The organism is Rothia sp. LK2588 (assembly GCF_040946465.1).
Taxonomy (GTDB): Bacteria; Actinomycetota; Actinomycetes; order Actinomycetales; family Micrococcaceae; genus Rothia.
In genome coordinates this window covers 292,175-307,700 of sequence record NZ_JAYWLS010000001.1, presented here as the reverse complement: position 1 = coordinate 307,700, position 15,526 = coordinate 292,175, and the positions used below count along the sequence as shown (strand labels likewise).

Here is a 15,526-nt window from a genome sequence, read left to right as displayed (position 1 = left end):
CCACCCGACGCTTCCTCCCCATGTGGAACCACGTATCGGGTAAGCGATCGGCAGTTACCTGCGCCCTGAAGTGTAATAACGCTTGCTTGGAACCGGACGCTAACACCTCCGACAACCGCTATTTCAAAGACATCCTCGAGTCGGCGATCTCCCGCCGTTCGGCTCTCGGTCTGGCGGCAGGCGCCGCCGTCGTCGTTGGAACCGGTGTGGCCGGTTCCGATTCCGCATTCGCCAAGCCCGGTGCGAACCCGAACTCCTGGACCCGCGGTAAGTCGGGTGCCAACTTCAGCTTCACCCCCATCAAGCCTGTACCGCAGGACGTCGATGCCTTCAACGTTCCCGACGGTTTCAAGTGGGAACCCATCATCCGCTGGGGCGACCCGATCTTCTCCTCCGCACCTCAGTTCGATCCCCACCGTCAAACCGCTGCAGCTCAAGCCAAGCAGTTTGGTTACAACAACGACTACCTGACCATCATCCCCGACGCGGAGAACCCGCTGACCGGCGTGCTCGTCTGCAACCACGAATACATCAACGAAGAGGCTATGTTCCCGGCCGAGATGTTCAGCGTTGACCGCCCCGAGCTCATCCGCACCTCGATGATGGCGATGGGTCTCTCCGTGGTCGAGCTGACTCGCAAGAAGGTCGGTTCACCCTGGACGTACGTGGTCGATGGCAAGCGCAACCGCCGCATCACCATGGACACCCCGTTCGTCATCGACGGCCCCGCCGCCGGTTCCGATCTGTTGAAGACGAAGTCCGATCCGACCGGCACCGTTGCCCTGGGCACCAACAACAACTGCTCGGGTGGTTACACCCCGTGGGGCACCGTGCTCTCGGGTGAAGAAAACTTCGACAACTTCTTCGTGGGCAAGAACACCGAAGAATTCGCTCGCTACACCATCAAGAACCGCCCCACCCCGCACGGTTGGGAAGAGGTCGACCCCCGTTTCTCCGCCCAGAACGCCGGATACGAGAACGAGTCGAATCGCTTCGGTTACATCGTGGAGTTGGATCCCCAGGATCCGACCGCACCTCCGCGCAAGCACACTGCACTGGGACGCTTCAAGCACGAGGGTGCCAACATCCACGTTGACCCGGTCACCGGTGAGGTCGCGGCCTACATGGGCGACGACTCCCGTTTCGAGTACATGTACAAGTTCGTCGCCCGCGACCGCTACATCGAAGGCGACCGCAAGCACAACATGGGTCTGCTTTCCAACGGTTCACTGTACGTTGCCCGTTTCACCGGTGACTCCCCCGCCGCCGAGATCGACGGTTCGGGTAAGCTGCCCTCGGACGGCGCCTTCGACGGTACCGGTGAATGGATCCAGCTGACCGACGGCAACAAGTCCCTGGTTCCGGGAATGTCGGTCGAAGAGGTTCTGGTATACACCCGTATCGCCGCCGACAAGATGAACCCCACCAAGATGGACCGCCCCGAGGACGTCGAGCCCTCGCCGCTGACCGGTAAGATTTACGCCGCGCTCACCAACAACACCGACCGTGGCAAGGCCGGTAAGGAAGGCGCGACCGAGCCGAACCCGCGTGCTAACAACCGCTCCGGTCACGTCATTGAGATCACCGAGGACCGTAACTCGGTGGCGTCCAAGACCTTCACCTGGGATCTGTTGCTCGTCTGCGGTGACCCTGCCGTGGACAACTCGACCTACTTCGCTGGGTTCGATCCCAAGCAGGTTTCCCCAATTTCTTGCCCCGACAACGTGGCCTTCGATTCCAAGGGCAACCTCTGGATTTCTACCGACGGTGCGCCCTCGACGATCCAGTACAACGACGGCCTGTTCAAGGTGGCCCTGACCGGCACCGAGCGCGGCAAGGTGGAGCAGTTCCTGTCCGTTCCGCGCGAAGCCGAGACCTGCGGCCCCGTGATTGCCGACCAGGAAAACATGGTGTACGTCGCCGTTCAGCACCCCGGTGAAGACGGCACCTTCGCCGAACCGCACTCCTACTTCCCCGACTATGTCTACGGCGGTGGGAACAAGAAGAAGGAAAAGTTGCCTCGAGTGGAGGCCCGTTTCGGTGCCGAGGCGCTTCCTCGTCCCTCGGTGGTACAGGTCTACAAGCACGGCAATTAGAGCTGCGCCATCCCTTGCTCCATAAGAGAGTGAGCACGGTATGAGACGGCGGTGGTCCCCCAGTAAGGGGGGCCACCGCCTTCTTCTTTGGAAAGCCTTAGCTTGGTGTGTAGTAACGCTGAACTTGGGTGCGCGGGCCCGCAAAAATTTCTAGTATCAAGAGAAAAGAGCCCACCGTGGGTCTTCTTCGTCAACGATCAGGAGCAATCATGACCTTCAACGGCATTCCCTTCCATCCTCTCTTTGTTCACTTCGGCGTGTGCCTGATGGTACTTTTCGCCCTCCTGCAATTGGTCATGGTTGTCTCAACCAAGGCCCGCGTACGGGTGGGCGTCTTCCTGCCGATCATGGGTATTTTTACCGCCCTGATGGCGCTGATCACCAAGCAAACCGGCGAAATGCTGGGCGAGGTCACCACCGACGTCAACTGGCGTCCGCACGGAGAATTGGGCGACCTGGCCGCCGGCGCTACCCTGGCGCTGTGCGCCGTTTCCATCTTGTATTGGCTCGGTAGCGAAAAAATCAGCGGCGCTTACAACCCGCGCTTGGTGCAGGCATCGGCACGTTTTCTCTCCAGCGGCATCGTCCGCACCCTCATCGTGGTGGCAGCCGTATTGGCCTCCCTGGCTACTCTGGTGTTGACTTTCATGGCAGGCCACACCGGTGCCGGTCTGGTGTGGACGAACTAGCGAGGTTAACCCACCGCAGAGGTTACAGGAACGGTTGGGCGTCAGAAATACTCAACGCACCTTCGATTGCTACAGATGCCCGCGCGGCGCCCGCTGGCAGTGCGGGCATCTGAACGAGCTACGGTTCATGAATTTTTCACGGACGATAATCGACGTACGCCCGTTCTCCTGGCAACGCGGGCACGCCCGCCCGGCCTGCCCATAAGCGTTCAACGACCGGTCAAAGTAACCAGACTCGCCGTTGACATTCACATAGAGAGCGTCGAAACTCGTGCCGCCCGCCGCCAACGCGGCGTCCATGACCGTGCGCAGAGCGGCCAGAAGCTCCCGCGTCTGGCTCGCCGTCAGCCTGTCAGCGGGTCTGGCGTAGTGAAGCCTTGTCAGCCACAGTGCCTCGTCCGCATAAATATTTCCCACACCGGAGATCACGGACTGGTCCAAAAGAAGCCGCTTGATCCCGGTAGACGTTCGCCGAAGACGCGCCCTAAAGTCACGCTCCGAAAAGAGCGGGTCGATCGGGTCGCGGGCGATGTGGCAGACGCTGGAGGGAACCACCGCTTCGCCACGAATCGACCGGGACGCCCCCGCGGCAGGGTTTCCCGACTCATCGCGGACATCCGTGAGCGGGTCGAGAAAGATCCCGCCAAAAATCCGTTGGTCGACGAAGCGCAACTCGGTCTGCCTGCCATCGGCCAACCGCAGAAACATCGTGATCTTTAAATGTTTTTCCCGGGGCAGATCAGCAGTTTTCAGACGCAACTGCCCGCTCATCCCTAAGTGGACTACGGCCGCACGTGTCTCACGCTGACCATCCCGACCAAGGAGTAGCCAGAGGTACTTGCCGCGACGGGCCACATCGTCGACCTGGGCACCCGTGAGCCCATCGACAAAGTCGGCGGGGCCTGCCCGGTGGCGACGGATGGAACGGACATCGTGGACCTCAACCGCCTCGATACTCGCACCCAGAATGTGTTCTGCTAGGCCGGCCCGGACAGTTTCGACCTCGGGTAGCTCAGGCACCGAGAACCCTCACGGCCTCTCGAGCGGCCATGCGTTCGGCCTCCTTCTTGCTCGATGCGCTGGCCTGTGCGAAGGCGCGCTCCCCGACCCAGGCGGTGGCGAAATAGGTACGATCGTGGTCGGGGCCGGTACCGGTGACCTCGTAGCGGATATCCCCCAGCCGTTGCCCCTGGGCCAACACCTGCAGGTCGGTCTTCCAGTCTCGGCCGGCCTCGCGCACCGATTCGTCTAACAACAGCGGAGCAATCAAACGCAACACTAGGTCGCGTGCGGCGTCCCTGCCCTCCGAAAGGTAACAGGCGCCGAAGATGGCCTCCATCGTATCGGCGAGAATATTGTCTTTATCTGCACCGCCCGAAGCTGCCTCTCCCTTGCCCATGCGGATGTGCGGCCCGAGGTTCAAATCGCGCGCTACGCGAGCCAGAGCCCAGGCGGAGACGACCACGTGGTGCCGCTTGGCCAGCTCACCCTCGGGCAGCTCGGGGAAGAGCCGAAACACCTCTTCGGCGATCGCCAGAGACAACACGGAGTCACCTAGGAATTCGAGCCGCTCGTTATTGGGCGCGCCATCGTGTTCATAGGTGTAGGAGCGGTGCGTCAGCGCATGCTGAAACGTCTCGGCGTCGATATCGACACCGAGACGTTTCAACAAATCTGATGAATCAGAGTTTTTCATGCTAACTAATTATGCGTCAGCTACCTTGCGGCCCTTGTACTCGTAGAACAGTGCATTGCCTGCCGAGTCGGTGACCAGCTTGGCCTGGTGAGGCAACGAGTAGGTTACCTTGCCGTTTTCAACGGTCTTGACCAGCTGAGGAACCTTTGCCTTCCACTGGGAACGGCGGGCGCGGGTGTTAGCACGGGACATTTTCCGCTTAGGAACAGCCACAGCTATCTCTCTTCTCTAGAAATTTACAATTGTATTAAGTTTATTTGTCCTCGTTGAACATGCCAGCTAGGGCAGACCAACGCGGATCAAGCACCTCATGGTGATGCCCCGGGTCTTCTTCCAGGCGGATTCCGCATTCGGAACACAGGCCCTGGCAAGAGTCCTTGCAGAGGGGCTGGAACGGCAGCTTCAAAATGACTGCGTCCCGCAGCGCAGGTTCGAGATCGACAGCGTCGTCCTCGACAGCGTACTGCTCATCTTCCTCGTCTTCGGCTCCACCAGCGGGAGCCTTTTCAAAAACGAAGAGCTCTTGAATATCTGCTGAAACGGTTTCTGCAACCGGATCCAGGCACAGGCTACATTCTCCGTGAACCTCCACGGTGGCAGTGCCGGTTATCAGGATACCATCTACAACGGATTCCAGTCGGAGATTGAGATCAATATCCGAACCTTCCTCCGCTCCGATCAGAGCGTTACCAAAGTCTTTGGGCGCTGGTACAACTTCATCGAGGGTTTCCATGGTCCCCGGTCGATGACTCAGATCTCGAACCGAGATCTTCAGGGGCGATGAATCTTTTCGTGAAATGACGAACTCCCTCATGAATTACATTGACCAACTAACGATAGTAGTTTAACTTCCACCGCTATTCAACCGAGATGTGCCAGGAACCACGCCGCCGCGTCCGTCTGAGTGAACGTTAGCGGGTGCGCCCTCTCAATCGCTGTTGCACGGCCAGGGGCACGAATTCGGAGATGTCACCGCCGTACGAGGAGACGTCTCGCACGAGCGTCGACGACATCTGCGACCACTGCGGATCGGAGCTGAGGAACACCGTCTCCACGCCGGTGAGATGGCGGTTCATCGCCGCCATCTGCGACTCGTACTGCCAGTCCAATGAGTTACGCACTCCCTTGACGATCAGGTGCGCCCCCTTGTCCCGGGCATACTCGGCCACCAACACCGAAGGCATCACCTCCGCAGAGACGCCGTCGAGGTGGGAAAACGTTTCCTGTGCCATCGCCAGGCGATCGTCGAGCGAGAAACTATAGTTCTTCGCCGAGTTATGGGCAATCGCCACCAACACCTGGCCATAGATCTTGGCCGCACGGGTGATGATGTCCACGTGTCCGTTATGAATAGGGTCGTAAGACCCCGGGCAAACCACTAACTGCATGCCCCTAGCGTAACAGCGATGCGAGCGCGCCTATGAAGAGAGAGGTTCTGCGAAGTAAAGGGTGGTCTCCCCATACTTCTTCGACGAGAAGCACTCTAACCCCTCGGGCCACTGAGGCTCAGCCGTACGCGAGGAGCGCTCGATGACCACCACAGCGCCCTCCCCGAGGTGTGGAGTGAGCAACTGCAACAACTGAACAAGTTCGCCGTTCTCCAGCGCATAGGGAGGGTCGATAAAGACTAGGTCCCATCCCGCCCCGTGATACCCGGAGAGCAAAGATGAGGCACTCATCCGATGCACCCGCGCCGTGGACGCCGGTTGTGCCTTGAGCACCGCGGCCACGTTCTTCTCCATGACCGCTACCGCCTTGGGGTAGGTATCGGTGAAGTCTACGTGTGCCGCTCCCCGCGACAATGCCTCACATCCCAACGCTCCGGAACCACCAAAGAGATCGAGAACCCTGACCCCCGAGAGCACGTCGTAGGATTCCAGCCGGGAAAACAGTGCCTCCTTCACCCGGTCCGTCGTGGGCCGGGTGTTGTCCGAGGGGACGTTGGCTAGGCGCAATCCACCGGCGCTGCCGGCAATGATTCGGCTCATGATGCCTCCTGAGGCGTTCGATGATGAATACGGGGGCAAAAAGATGGGGGCGTGCCGATGAGGCTATCCGCGCCCCAGGAAGGCTTCGCGGTCGGCGGTCACCGCTCGGTCGAGGGTGCGCGCCAAATCGGGGTGGGCGGCCAGCGTGGGGTCAGCTTCCAGCACGGCGAAGGCGTCTTGCCGCGCCTTCTCGATGAGAGGGGCATCGGTGAGCGCCCGCAAGAGTTTGAGCGTCGACTTCGACCCCGACTGTGCAGCCCCCAGAATATCGCCTTCCCGACGCTGTTGCAGATCCACCCGGGAAAGCTCGAAACCGTCGGTGGTCTGGGCAACCGCTTCGAGCCGCTCGCGGGAGACACCAGCGGCGTCCTGCGTAGTCACCAAGAGGCAGGTGCCGGGTAAATTGCCGCGACCGATACGCCCGCGCAACTGATGCAGGCCCGATATGCCGAATCGGTCCGCGTCCATGATGATCATCAACGTGGCGTTGGGGACGTTCACCCCGACCTCGATCACGGTGGTACAGACCAAAAGGTCGATCTCTCCCTGTTCGAAGGCGCGCATGGTCGATGACTTCGCCTCGGTGTCCATCCGCCCGTGCAGGGTTCCGATGCGTACCCCGTGCAGACTCTGGTTCTCGCGTAGCTCTTCCGCCACAGACGCCACCGAATTGAGCTGCCCCCCGCGTGCGCTCTCCTCCGCGGCCGCGCTGGAGCCCAGCGCGGGTGCGTCCTCGCCGTCGTCTTGCGCACCGATTTTCGGCACAACCACATAGACCTGGTGCCCGGCCTCGATCTCTTCGCGAGCGCGTTCCCACAGTCGCGCCGCCCAGCGGGGATGCTCCGCCAGGGGAACCACGTGGGTTTGGATTTTCTGCCGCCCAGCGGGTAGCTGGTTCAACACTGAGGTATCTAGGTCGCCGAAGACGGTCATGGCGACGGTACGCGGGATGGGTGTGGCGGTCATGACCAGGCGGTGAGGTAGCTCTCCCCCGGCCCCGCGCAATGCATCACGCTGTTCGACGCCGAAGCGGTGCTGCTCGTCCACGACGACCATGCCGAGGTCGGAGAATTGCACCGCCTCGGAGAGCAGCGCGTGCGTCCCGATGACGATGTCAGCGGCGCCCGAGGCGATATCCAGTAACGCCTGACGCTTGACCGCGCCGGGTAGAGATGCCTTGAGCAACACGACGTTGACGCCCTCGCGATCGGTATCCCGCAGTCCAGGGGTGGCCAGATCCCCCAGGATCTCCAGCACCGAGCGATGGTGCTGCTCGGCCAGCACCTCGGTGGGCGCCAGCATGGCCGCCTGGGCACCGTTGTCGACGACCTGCAACATCGCCCGGAGCGCAACCACGGTTTTTCCCGATCCCACGTCGCCCTGTAGCAGTCTGTTCATCGGGGTTTGTTCCCCCAGGTCCGCGGCGATCTGCGCACCCACGTTCTGTTGCCCCTCGGTCAGCTCATAGGGCAATAGTTCGAGCAATCGATCGGCAAAACCGCCAGGCACTGCAGGACGCGCCACGGTGGATTGGGCGCGCCGCGCGGCGTGAATACGGGCCAGGGCGGCCTGCAAGATGAAGGCTTCTCGGTATCGCAAGAAGTGCTGAGCGGCCCGCCAGGTCTCTTCGGAGTCTGGCATGTGGACCGCGCGCAGGGTCCAGGCCAGCGATGGGATTTTTCGGTCGCGCCGGATGTCGGCTGGAACCGCGTCTTCCAACTGCTTCAGCGGCGCGGTATCCAGAACTTTCTCGATGGCTTCTGCGATGCGATCGGTGGGTAGCTTCGAGGTGGCCTTATACACCGGGATCGGCGCATTGGCTCGTGCGGTGGCGCGTTCAATGGCTTGAGACGAGGCCCCCTCGATGCGCGCGGCGTTCTCGGCCAGGACGGCGTAGTGCGGATTGGTCAACGTCAGTTCACCGCGGTAGGAACCGACCTTGCCCGAAAACATCACTTCGTCACCGGCGTGTATTTCGCGAGCTGCCGTCCATGCGTTGAAGAAGGAGAGCGTCATGCGAGACTGATCCCCCACCACGGTCTGGGCGGGGCCACCGAAGGCCCCAAACGCCGCCGTGGAATCGAAGGGCAACTGCTGAGCGCCGTAACTATCGGAGTAACCGGCCGCGTGGTGGCTGATGCGGGGGTTGCCCATGTTGGGGGCGCCTGTTCCCCCGAATGCAAAACGGTAATCGGCCCGCCCCACCTCGGCGCTGAAACGCCCCGTTGTCGCTCCGAGGTCAGAGGGTTGATCGTTATCCAGGCGATCGGTGATCACCACCTCGGTGATGGAACCGCGTCGCGAGCGCATCGAGCGGGTATTCACGCTGAGAACGCGCGCAATGAGTGTGGCCTCTTGGCCCTCGACCAGTTGCGTGAATGAGCTCAGTTCACCGCGGGGTAAATATTTGCGCGGATAGTATTCCAACAGTTCACCCACGGTGGCGATACCGAGGTTTTTCTTAATGCTGTTGGCCAGTTGAGTAGAAAGATAACTGGAAAGTTTCTCGTTTTCCAGGCGCGCTTCAGTGGCGTACGACTGCTGGGCCTTCACTTGGGCGGCGGAGGGGGTCGGAGTTTTCTTCCGCGCTACCATCAGCCGTCCTGAGGCCGGTCAGTTGACGGGTGCGGTTCGTGCCTCCCGTCGGCGAGGGAGGTGAAGCGCAGGTTGTCGGGTTCTGCCACCTGGCGCACGCGCTCCACTGCACGGTCGGGCTGTGCGGTGTGCAGGTGCACGAGCCACCGCTGGGGCTCGGCTCCAGCTTCGGGTGCCGGGACGATGGTCAGTGAATCCCCCAGCGGAGTCAGGTCGGAGCGCAATTGGGCGATCTTTGATACGTCGGCGGCGAGCTCACAGATCAGCTCTACCTCGTCCTGCCGTTGCCGGTGAGGGGTGTTCAGCCGGCTCGGGGGCTTCAACAACTGGGTGTATTCGGTCTCGGGTACTTGGCGACCAGAATAGACGATGCTCAGGCCGTTGATCACGATGAACAGTCCTACAGCACCGGCGTCGTAGGTATGGGCCTGTGCGGCCTCGTGCTGGGTTTGGCCGGTGGCCCGCGCGGCCTCGACGGCCACCTGAGCCAAGGAATGCAGGTGTTCCGGCATCTCGCCAGTCAGCGGAGCCTTCGCCAGGGCCTGCATGACCGAGAGAATGGTGCCTTCGGCCGGCGCACTCATCGTCTTTTCCGCTGCTTGGGCAGCAGTAAACAGTGCCACGTGCAGGGCTTCGGGCGTGAATCGACCCTCCACGCCCAGCGAACGCACTAGGGCCGAAAGCCAGGCGCTGAAGAGAGTACCCGAATTGCCCCGTGCCCGGTGGAAGGCGGCTTGAATCCCTTCCTGGGGGCTGGACGCCTCGGCGGCGGCCGAGACGGTGGTCAGCAGGTTCGAGCCGGTATCAGCGTCGGGAACGGGGAATACGTTCATCGCGTTGATCTCTTCTTCGAAACGACGAAGATGGTGGCGGGCCTGGCGCATCCACGGGGTGAAGAGGGTCAACATGTCAGCGGTGGGATAGCTCATGGCGTTCCTCTCGGATGGCGGTCTTCGTGTCTACTCTATACCAGCGGATCAGGCCTAGAGGCTGAGTTTGAGCGGCCGGTTAGGCTCCGAAGTGGTCCCACCCGAGGGCGGCGGGTTCTTTGCCATCGACGGTGACTTCATGTGAACCGGAGGTCGAGGTGCAAAGACCCACGACTTCGAACCCCTCGGGCACGTGTCCGGGGGCGAAGCAGGCAAGCATGGCGTGGTCTTCACCACCGGAGAGAACCCATGTCAGAGCTGTGTCGAACGCGGATGCTGGCCCCGCGAGCATCTCGGCAGCTGGGAGTAGTTTCTCCGCCCGGCGCGCCAAGGCCTGGGTGTCAAGGTCGATACTCACCCTGCTTGCTGCGGCGATCCGTTGTGCGTCGCGGACGAGCCCGTCCGAGACGTCCATCATCGCGGTGGCGCAGGACGCGGCGGAGATACCCGCACGCATCGCACCAGCGGGACGAGTTTGCGCGGTGATCAGGGATGAGATTGCCGGGTCGGAGGGATCGTAATCCGTGGAATCCAGCAGGCTGAGCCCGGCCGCCGCCCACCCTAGGCGTCCGCTGACGGCCACGACGTCGGAGACCCCCGCACCGGAACGAGTGACCGGGGCGGTGGTGCACAGTCCGACAGCTGTGACCGTGATCGACAACTCTTTTGAACCGCCGAGGTCTCCCCCGCTGATAGTGCAGTGCCAGGCCTGTTGATCGTTGCAGGAGGTCACGAGGCCGCGGGCGAAATCCGGCAACCACTGAGCGGGAGTTTGGGCGGGCAAGCTGACCGAGACCACGATCGTCATGGGTTCGGCTCCCATTGAGGCGACATCGGCGAGGTTCTGCGTGGCTGCCTTGTATCCGAGGTCGAAACCCGTGGTGCGGTAGCCGCTGGGCCAGCGGGTGCGGAAGTCGAACCCCTCGGTGAGGGTGTCGCAGGTGATGACGGTTTGGCCGCCGTTGAGATCGATCGCGGCGCAGTCATCACCGGGACCTAGCTTCAATCGGGAGCCTCCGCGCGCGTTCACCCGGTCGTTGTGCTCACTGAGTATGGGTGTGAACGAGGCGAGGAGCTGCCTCTCGCTCATGCTTCCCACGGTCTGCTGAGGTTCTGAAGCGGTCATTGGTCGTGGTGCTTGTGCGGGGAGTTGCTGTTGCCCGAGGTAGCGAACTCTCGCGTGACGTAAATAATGACACCTGCTCCGAGGATCGTGAAGAGGATCAACGGGCCTTTTCCGGTGACGATTGCTTCGCCGAGACGATTGATGTCGGCGCGCATCTGACCGGCGTTGTAGTCATTGCCCGAGGCACCCAACACACCGGTGATGTCGCCAGACTCACCGTGGGTTTGGTGCGCAGTATCGTCGCGCACAAAGTCGCTGACCCAGCTCTGGGCGTGGAGCGGATCGACAGTCGACGGTTCACGCGCCTGCCAGTTCCCGGTGGTGTAAGAAGAGAGCGCGGCGTTGAAGTCAACCGTTTGAATCTTCGAATCACGCGGGGTATCGGTGGGCGGCGGTTGGATGGCGAAAGGCGCCAGCGCGGACGAACGAGTGTGGTTGCCTTCAGTGGCTACGTGCTGGGGCCGCGATGAGACGGGAGCTGTCGGGCGGCCGGGTTCAGTCGCTACGGGGCGCGGTTCCGCACGAAATGGCCCCTGCAGGCCAGGTTGAGGCGTCTGAGGTGCAGGGCGCGTTGGTTGCGGCGTTACGGTATGTGGCGCGGTCGAAGGTGTAGCAGGCGCCGGTCCCTCGGTCCGAGGGGCAGGTTGAGAGGGAGCCGGAGGGTGCTCACCGCGGTCCGGTCCCTCGGTCCGAGGGGCAGGTTGAGCGGGAGCCGGACGGTGCTCACCGCGGTCCGGTTGCTGCGGTCGCGTCTCAGCTGGCTGGGGCTGTTCTGGTTGCGGTGCCGGTTGCGGCTGGGTCGTGTGATGCGTGCCGGGCTGGGTGGGCGCCGGAGCGGGAGCCGGCGCCGAGGTGGTAGGTGCCGGCGCCGGGGTATCACTGGCCGGAGGTACCGGAGCGGGTTGCTCGGTGGGCGCGCTGGTGGGTGCCGGCGAAGGCTCGGGAGTAGACGTCGGTGCCGTGGTGGGTGCCGGTACGGGAGCCGGTGCAGAAGTTGGTGCCGACGTCGAGGCTGGCGTCTCGGTGGGAGCCGGCGTCGAGGTAGGCGCCGGGGAGGTCATCGGAGAATCGGAAGGCTGCGGAGTCGGTGTGGGCGTCGGGGAGGAGGTCGGTGCCGTGGTGGGTGCCGTCGAAGGCGCAGCAGTGGCGGCGACCTGGGCAGTGTCTGTCGCAGAGGGCGTCACGAAAGGCGCGGCGCTCACGGTCATTCCGGGAGAGGGAGAAACCTGCACGGAGCTCTGAGTGGCGGAGGTGACCGTGATAGGCAATGCCATAAGCGCACCCGTGGCTACCATGACCGCGTGATAGCGGTTGAAATGCATCATGGGGTTCTACCTCCTCTACCCGCTCGACAGCTTGTATGGTTCGGCACTGGAGGCACTTCACCTCGCTGTGGGCCGGCACGTCAGATACTGTACCAGCCCCCTTTGGGCTTGTCCGTGGGAAAGCTAACACCGGCGTAACGTTAGAATGAAGAGCAGATTCCGTTTAGCCGCTTCAGGTGCGTTTTTATCGCACTACCGACCAGTGAGAAAGTCCGAGGTTAAATCTTCGTGTCCCACGCCTCCCGCTTCGTGCCCGCTCTCGCCGCAACCGGCGTCCTCGTCCTGGCAGGCTGCGGCTCCTCAGCCGTTCACCTGAACCCGGCTCCGGACGCCGATAACCCCGACTGCGCGCGGGCCATGGTGGCGATGCCGGAAGAACTTGCGGGTATGGTGCAACGAGAGACCACCGCGCAGGCGACCACCGCCTGGGGAGACCCCGCCGAAGTGATCGTCACGTGCGGCGTGCAGGTTCAGGAGCCGGTCTCCGACCCCTGTGCCTCGGTCAACGGGGTGGATTGGATTCTCAAACCTACCGATTCTGCGGAGGCAAAGAACACCGAAGCGAAGGGCACCTGGGCGGCAACGACCTACGGTCGTAGCCCTAACCTGCAGATCACCTTCAACGCAGATAAGGTGAGCTCGTCGTCCCTGCTCATCGACCTCAATTCCGCTGTGGCGCAGTTACCCCAGGTCAAGAAGTGCCAGAACGTGGACGACACGCTCTCCCTCTAATCGCTGGTTAGCGCAAGCCCAACGGGCGCGCCAATGCGAGCTGAATCAGCTCATCGATGAGGTCTGAATACGACTTCCCGGTCGCTTCCCACATGGTCTTGTACATGCTGATCGGGGTGAACCCCGGCATGGTATTGACCTCGTTGATGATAATTTCACCGTCGGTGGTATAGAAGAAATCGGCCCGCGAGAGACCCTCGCCGTCCAGCGCCAAGAAGGCCTCCACGGCCAGCTCGCGCAGTTTCGCTTGCACGTCTTCCGGCAGGTCTGCCGGGCACTGGGTACGAGCGTCAGTGGTAGAAATGTACTTCGCTTCGAAGTCGTAAAAACCGCTGTGAGCTTGCTCGTTCACCACGATCTCTCCGGGGAAGGAGGCCAGGGGTGTGCCACCGTGGGGCGCATCGAGCACAGCGCATTCGATCTCACGACCAACGATGCCGGCCTCAACCACCAGCTTGGGGTCAAAGCGGTGGGCCTCGGCGATGGCCGCATCCAATTGGTTCTCCGCATCTACCTTGGTGATGCCGAAGGAGGAACCGGCGCGGGCGGGCTTCACGAAGACGGGGAATCCCAACGACGCAATGCGCTGTTTCGCGGCCGTTGCGTCGTGATCCCACTGACGCTTGGTCACCACCTCATACGGGCCAACCTTCAGGCCAGCCGACTCGAAGGCGATTTTCATGAAGTGCTTGTCCATGCCAATGGCCGAGGCGGCTACGCCGCAACCGACATATTTCAGATCGGCCATTTCCAACAGACCCTGAACGGTGCCGTCTTCACCGAAGGGGCCGTGCAAGAGCGGGAAGACCACGTCGATCGTCGGGCCCATAGTGACCGACTCGTTGGAATCCATGTAGCGCAGGCGGGTGTCACCGGCACCCAACGGCAGGAAGACCTGATGCTCTCCCCCGGTGAATTTGGCCATCGAGTTACCCTCGGTCAGCCGCTTCAGCTCGTCGTGATCAGTGAGGAACCAGCGGCCGTCTTCGGTGATGCCGATAGCTACCACGTCGTACTTCTCAGTGTCGATCGCTGACAGCACACCGCAGGCAGTGATGAGAGAGATCGAGTGTTCCGAAGAACGGCCACCCGTCAACAACGCGACGGTGGTCTTGGCGGAGGTATCGGGTGAGGTAGTAGTCATGCTGGCTTTCTCATCTCTGCACAGATTCTGTGCTCGGGGGCGCAACTCCGTCAACGATGAGGGCGGGTTGCGTTGGGGTTCTCAAGTTGTTGTCTTCGGTGACGAGTCTATCCTCTTCACCTATTTTCAGCGATGCGGATTTTCCGTCTTCAAACGTCGCCCCAGCAACTGAGGGGCGAGATCTTCGACGGAGAGGCGATGGGTGAGCACGGCGACCACCGCTTCCGTGATAGGCATCTCCACACCGTGCTGCCTCGCGAGCTGGGCGACCACCGGCGCGGTCTTCACAGACTCCGCTGTCTGGGTCATGACAGTAGAGAGCTGATCAGGATCAATACCCTCGGCCAATAAACGCCCGGCGGTGTGGTTGCGGGACAGCGGGGAGGAGCAAGTGGCGATGAGGTCGCCCATGCCTGCCAGGCCGCTGAGCGTCGCGCCATCCGCCCCCAGTGCGAGGGCGAGCCGGGTGATCTCGGCGAGGCCGCGCGTCATGACCGAGGCCTTGGAGTTGTCACCGTAGTTGCGTCCCTCGCAGATGCCCACGCAGAGGGCAATGACGTTCTTGACGAGCCCTCCGATCTCCACGCCCACGATATCCGTACCCGTATAGGGCCGAAAATACGAGCAGGCGCAGACGGCGGCAATGGACGCTGCGATCTGCTCGTCGTGAGCAGCCACTACCGAGGCGGTGGGTTGTTCGGACATGATCTCGCGCGCCAGGTTCGGCCCGGAGAGCACGCTGATCCGACGGTCAATCTGCTCAGCAGACTGGTGCGGAAAATGCCCGGTCAGCACCTGCGTGATGACCTCGGACATCCGCAAACCGCTACCCTGTTCCAGACCCTTGGCCAGCGAAACCATCACGGCATCTTCCCCCAGATGCGGGGCGACAGCGTGCAATTGTTCGCGTAGATTCTGCGCGGGGACGGCTAAGACCACGATCTCTGCGCCGGTGAGCGCCTGCGAAAGATCCCCGGTGGCAACGAGATTCTCGGGAAGGCGGTGATCGGGGAAATATCTAGAGTTGATCCCGGTGCGCGCCATCTCGGCCATGGCCTGCTCGTTGCGGCCCCAGAGGCTGACCTGTACTCCCGACGAAGACTCCATCGCGGCGTCGGCGACCACCTTGGCAAACGCCGTGCCCCAGCTCCCGGCGCCTAGAACGGCAACCTTACTGACTGCCAGGTTCATTCGTTTAACCTCTTC

16 protein-coding genes are annotated in these 15,526 nt (G+C 62.0%); 4 read left to right on the top strand and 12 right to left on the bottom strand.

Features of this window, described 5'->3' with window-relative positions; translation table 11 throughout:
* Positions 1–20: 20 nt before the first annotated feature.
* Together VVR12_RS01375 and VVR12_RS01370 are read left to right on the top strand one after the other, a co-directional pair.
* A complete protein-coding gene (locus VVR12_RS01375; protein ID WP_368549925.1) occupies positions 21–2,096 on the top strand; it encodes a PhoX family phosphatase in 2,076 nt (691 codons plus the stop codon).
* 176 nt (positions 2,097–2,272) lie between these two features.
* Positions 2,273–2,785, top strand: a complete 513-nt coding sequence (locus VVR12_RS01370) for a DUF2231 domain-containing protein (protein WP_368549322.1) — start codon at positions 2,273–2,275, stop codon at positions 2,783–2,785.
* Between the two features lie 69 nt (positions 2,786–2,854).
* Here the strand turns inward: VVR12_RS01370 and mutM are convergent, their stop codons facing one another.
* The 10 genes from mutM to VVR12_RS01320 form a co-directional block, all read right to left on the bottom strand.
* On the bottom strand, positions 2,855–3,805 hold the full coding sequence (mutM, locus tag VVR12_RS01365; RefSeq protein WP_368549321.1) for a bifunctional DNA-formamidopyrimidine glycosylase/DNA-(apurinic or apyrimidinic site) lyase: 951 nt from the start codon (positions 3,803–3,805) through the stop codon (positions 2,855–2,857).
* Positions 3,798–4,481, bottom strand: coding sequence for a ribonuclease III (rnc, locus tag VVR12_RS01360; protein WP_368549320.1), 684 nt, complete (start codon positions 4,479–4,481; stop codon positions 3,798–3,800). Before rnc ends, mutM begins: the two co-directional genes overlap by 8 nt.
* A gap of 9 nt (positions 4,482–4,490) precedes the next feature.
* Positions 4,491–4,694 carry a 50S ribosomal protein L32 gene (gene rpmF, locus VVR12_RS01355; RefSeq protein WP_188358776.1) on the bottom strand — a complete coding sequence of 68 codons (204 nt, stop codon included), beginning with the start codon at positions 4,692–4,694 and terminating at the stop codon, positions 4,491–4,493.
* Positions 4,695–4,734: 40 nt separating this feature from the next.
* Positions 4,735–5,295, bottom strand: coding sequence for a YceD family protein (locus VVR12_RS01350; RefSeq protein WP_409349864.1), 561 nt, complete (start codon positions 5,293–5,295; stop codon positions 4,735–4,737).
* Positions 5,296–5,392: 97 nt separating this feature from the next.
* Positions 5,393–5,869 (bottom strand): pantetheine-phosphate adenylyltransferase, encoded by a 477-nt coding sequence (gene coaD / locus VVR12_RS01345; protein WP_368549318.1) that lies wholly within the window; start codon positions 5,867–5,869, stop codon positions 5,393–5,395.
* A 30-nt stretch (positions 5,870–5,899) separates the two neighbouring features.
* Positions 5,900–6,472, bottom strand: coding sequence for a 16S rRNA (guanine(966)-N(2))-methyltransferase RsmD (gene rsmD, locus VVR12_RS01340; protein WP_368549924.1), 573 nt, complete (start codon positions 6,470–6,472; stop codon positions 5,900–5,902).
* 60 nt (positions 6,473–6,532) lie between these two features.
* Positions 6,533–9,064, bottom strand: coding sequence for an ATP-dependent DNA helicase RecG (locus tag VVR12_RS01335; protein WP_368549317.1), 2,532 nt, complete (start codon positions 9,062–9,064; stop codon positions 6,533–6,535).
* Positions 9,064–9,993: a DAK2 domain-containing protein gene (locus VVR12_RS01330; protein ID WP_368549316.1), complete on the bottom strand. Its 930-nt coding sequence runs from the start codon at positions 9,991–9,993 to the stop codon at positions 9,064–9,066. The genes VVR12_RS01335 and VVR12_RS01330 overlap by 1 nt, the downstream gene beginning before the upstream one ends.
* 79 nt (positions 9,994–10,072) lie before the next feature.
* Positions 10,073–11,119 carry a thiamine-phosphate kinase gene (gene thiL, locus VVR12_RS01325; protein WP_368549315.1) on the bottom strand — a complete coding sequence of 349 codons (1,047 nt, stop codon included), beginning with the start codon at positions 11,117–11,119 and terminating at the stop codon, positions 10,073–10,075.
* A complete protein-coding gene (locus tag VVR12_RS01320; protein WP_368549314.1) occupies positions 11,116–11,367 on the bottom strand; it encodes a hypothetical protein in 252 nt (83 codons plus the stop codon). Before VVR12_RS01320 ends, thiL begins: the two co-directional genes overlap by 4 nt.
* A 562-nt stretch (positions 11,368–11,929) precedes the next feature.
* Between VVR12_RS01320 and VVR12_RS01315 the strand changes: the two genes are divergently transcribed.
* Positions 11,930–12,361 (top strand): hypothetical protein, encoded by a 432-nt coding sequence (locus tag VVR12_RS01315; protein WP_368549313.1) that lies wholly within the window; start codon positions 11,930–11,932, stop codon positions 12,359–12,361.
* A gap of 311 nt (positions 12,362–12,672) precedes the next feature.
* Positions 12,673–13,176: a DUF3515 family protein gene (locus VVR12_RS01310; RefSeq protein ID WP_368549312.1), complete on the top strand. Its 504-nt coding sequence runs from the start codon at positions 12,673–12,675 to the stop codon at positions 13,174–13,176.
* A gap of 7 nt (positions 13,177–13,183) precedes the next feature.
* Here the strand turns inward: VVR12_RS01310 and VVR12_RS01305 are convergent, their stop codons facing one another.
* Together VVR12_RS01305 and VVR12_RS01300 are read right to left on the bottom strand one after the other, a co-directional pair.
* On the bottom strand, positions 13,184–14,320 hold the full coding sequence (locus VVR12_RS01305; protein ID WP_368549311.1) for a D-alanine--D-alanine ligase family protein: 1,137 nt from the start codon (positions 14,318–14,320) through the stop codon (positions 13,184–13,186).
* A 126-nt stretch (positions 14,321–14,446) separates the two neighbouring features.
* A complete protein-coding gene (locus VVR12_RS01300; RefSeq protein WP_368549310.1) occupies positions 14,447–15,511 on the bottom strand; it encodes an NAD(P)H-dependent glycerol-3-phosphate dehydrogenase in 1,065 nt (354 codons plus the stop codon).
* Between the last annotated feature and the right edge of the window lie 15 nt (positions 15,512–15,526).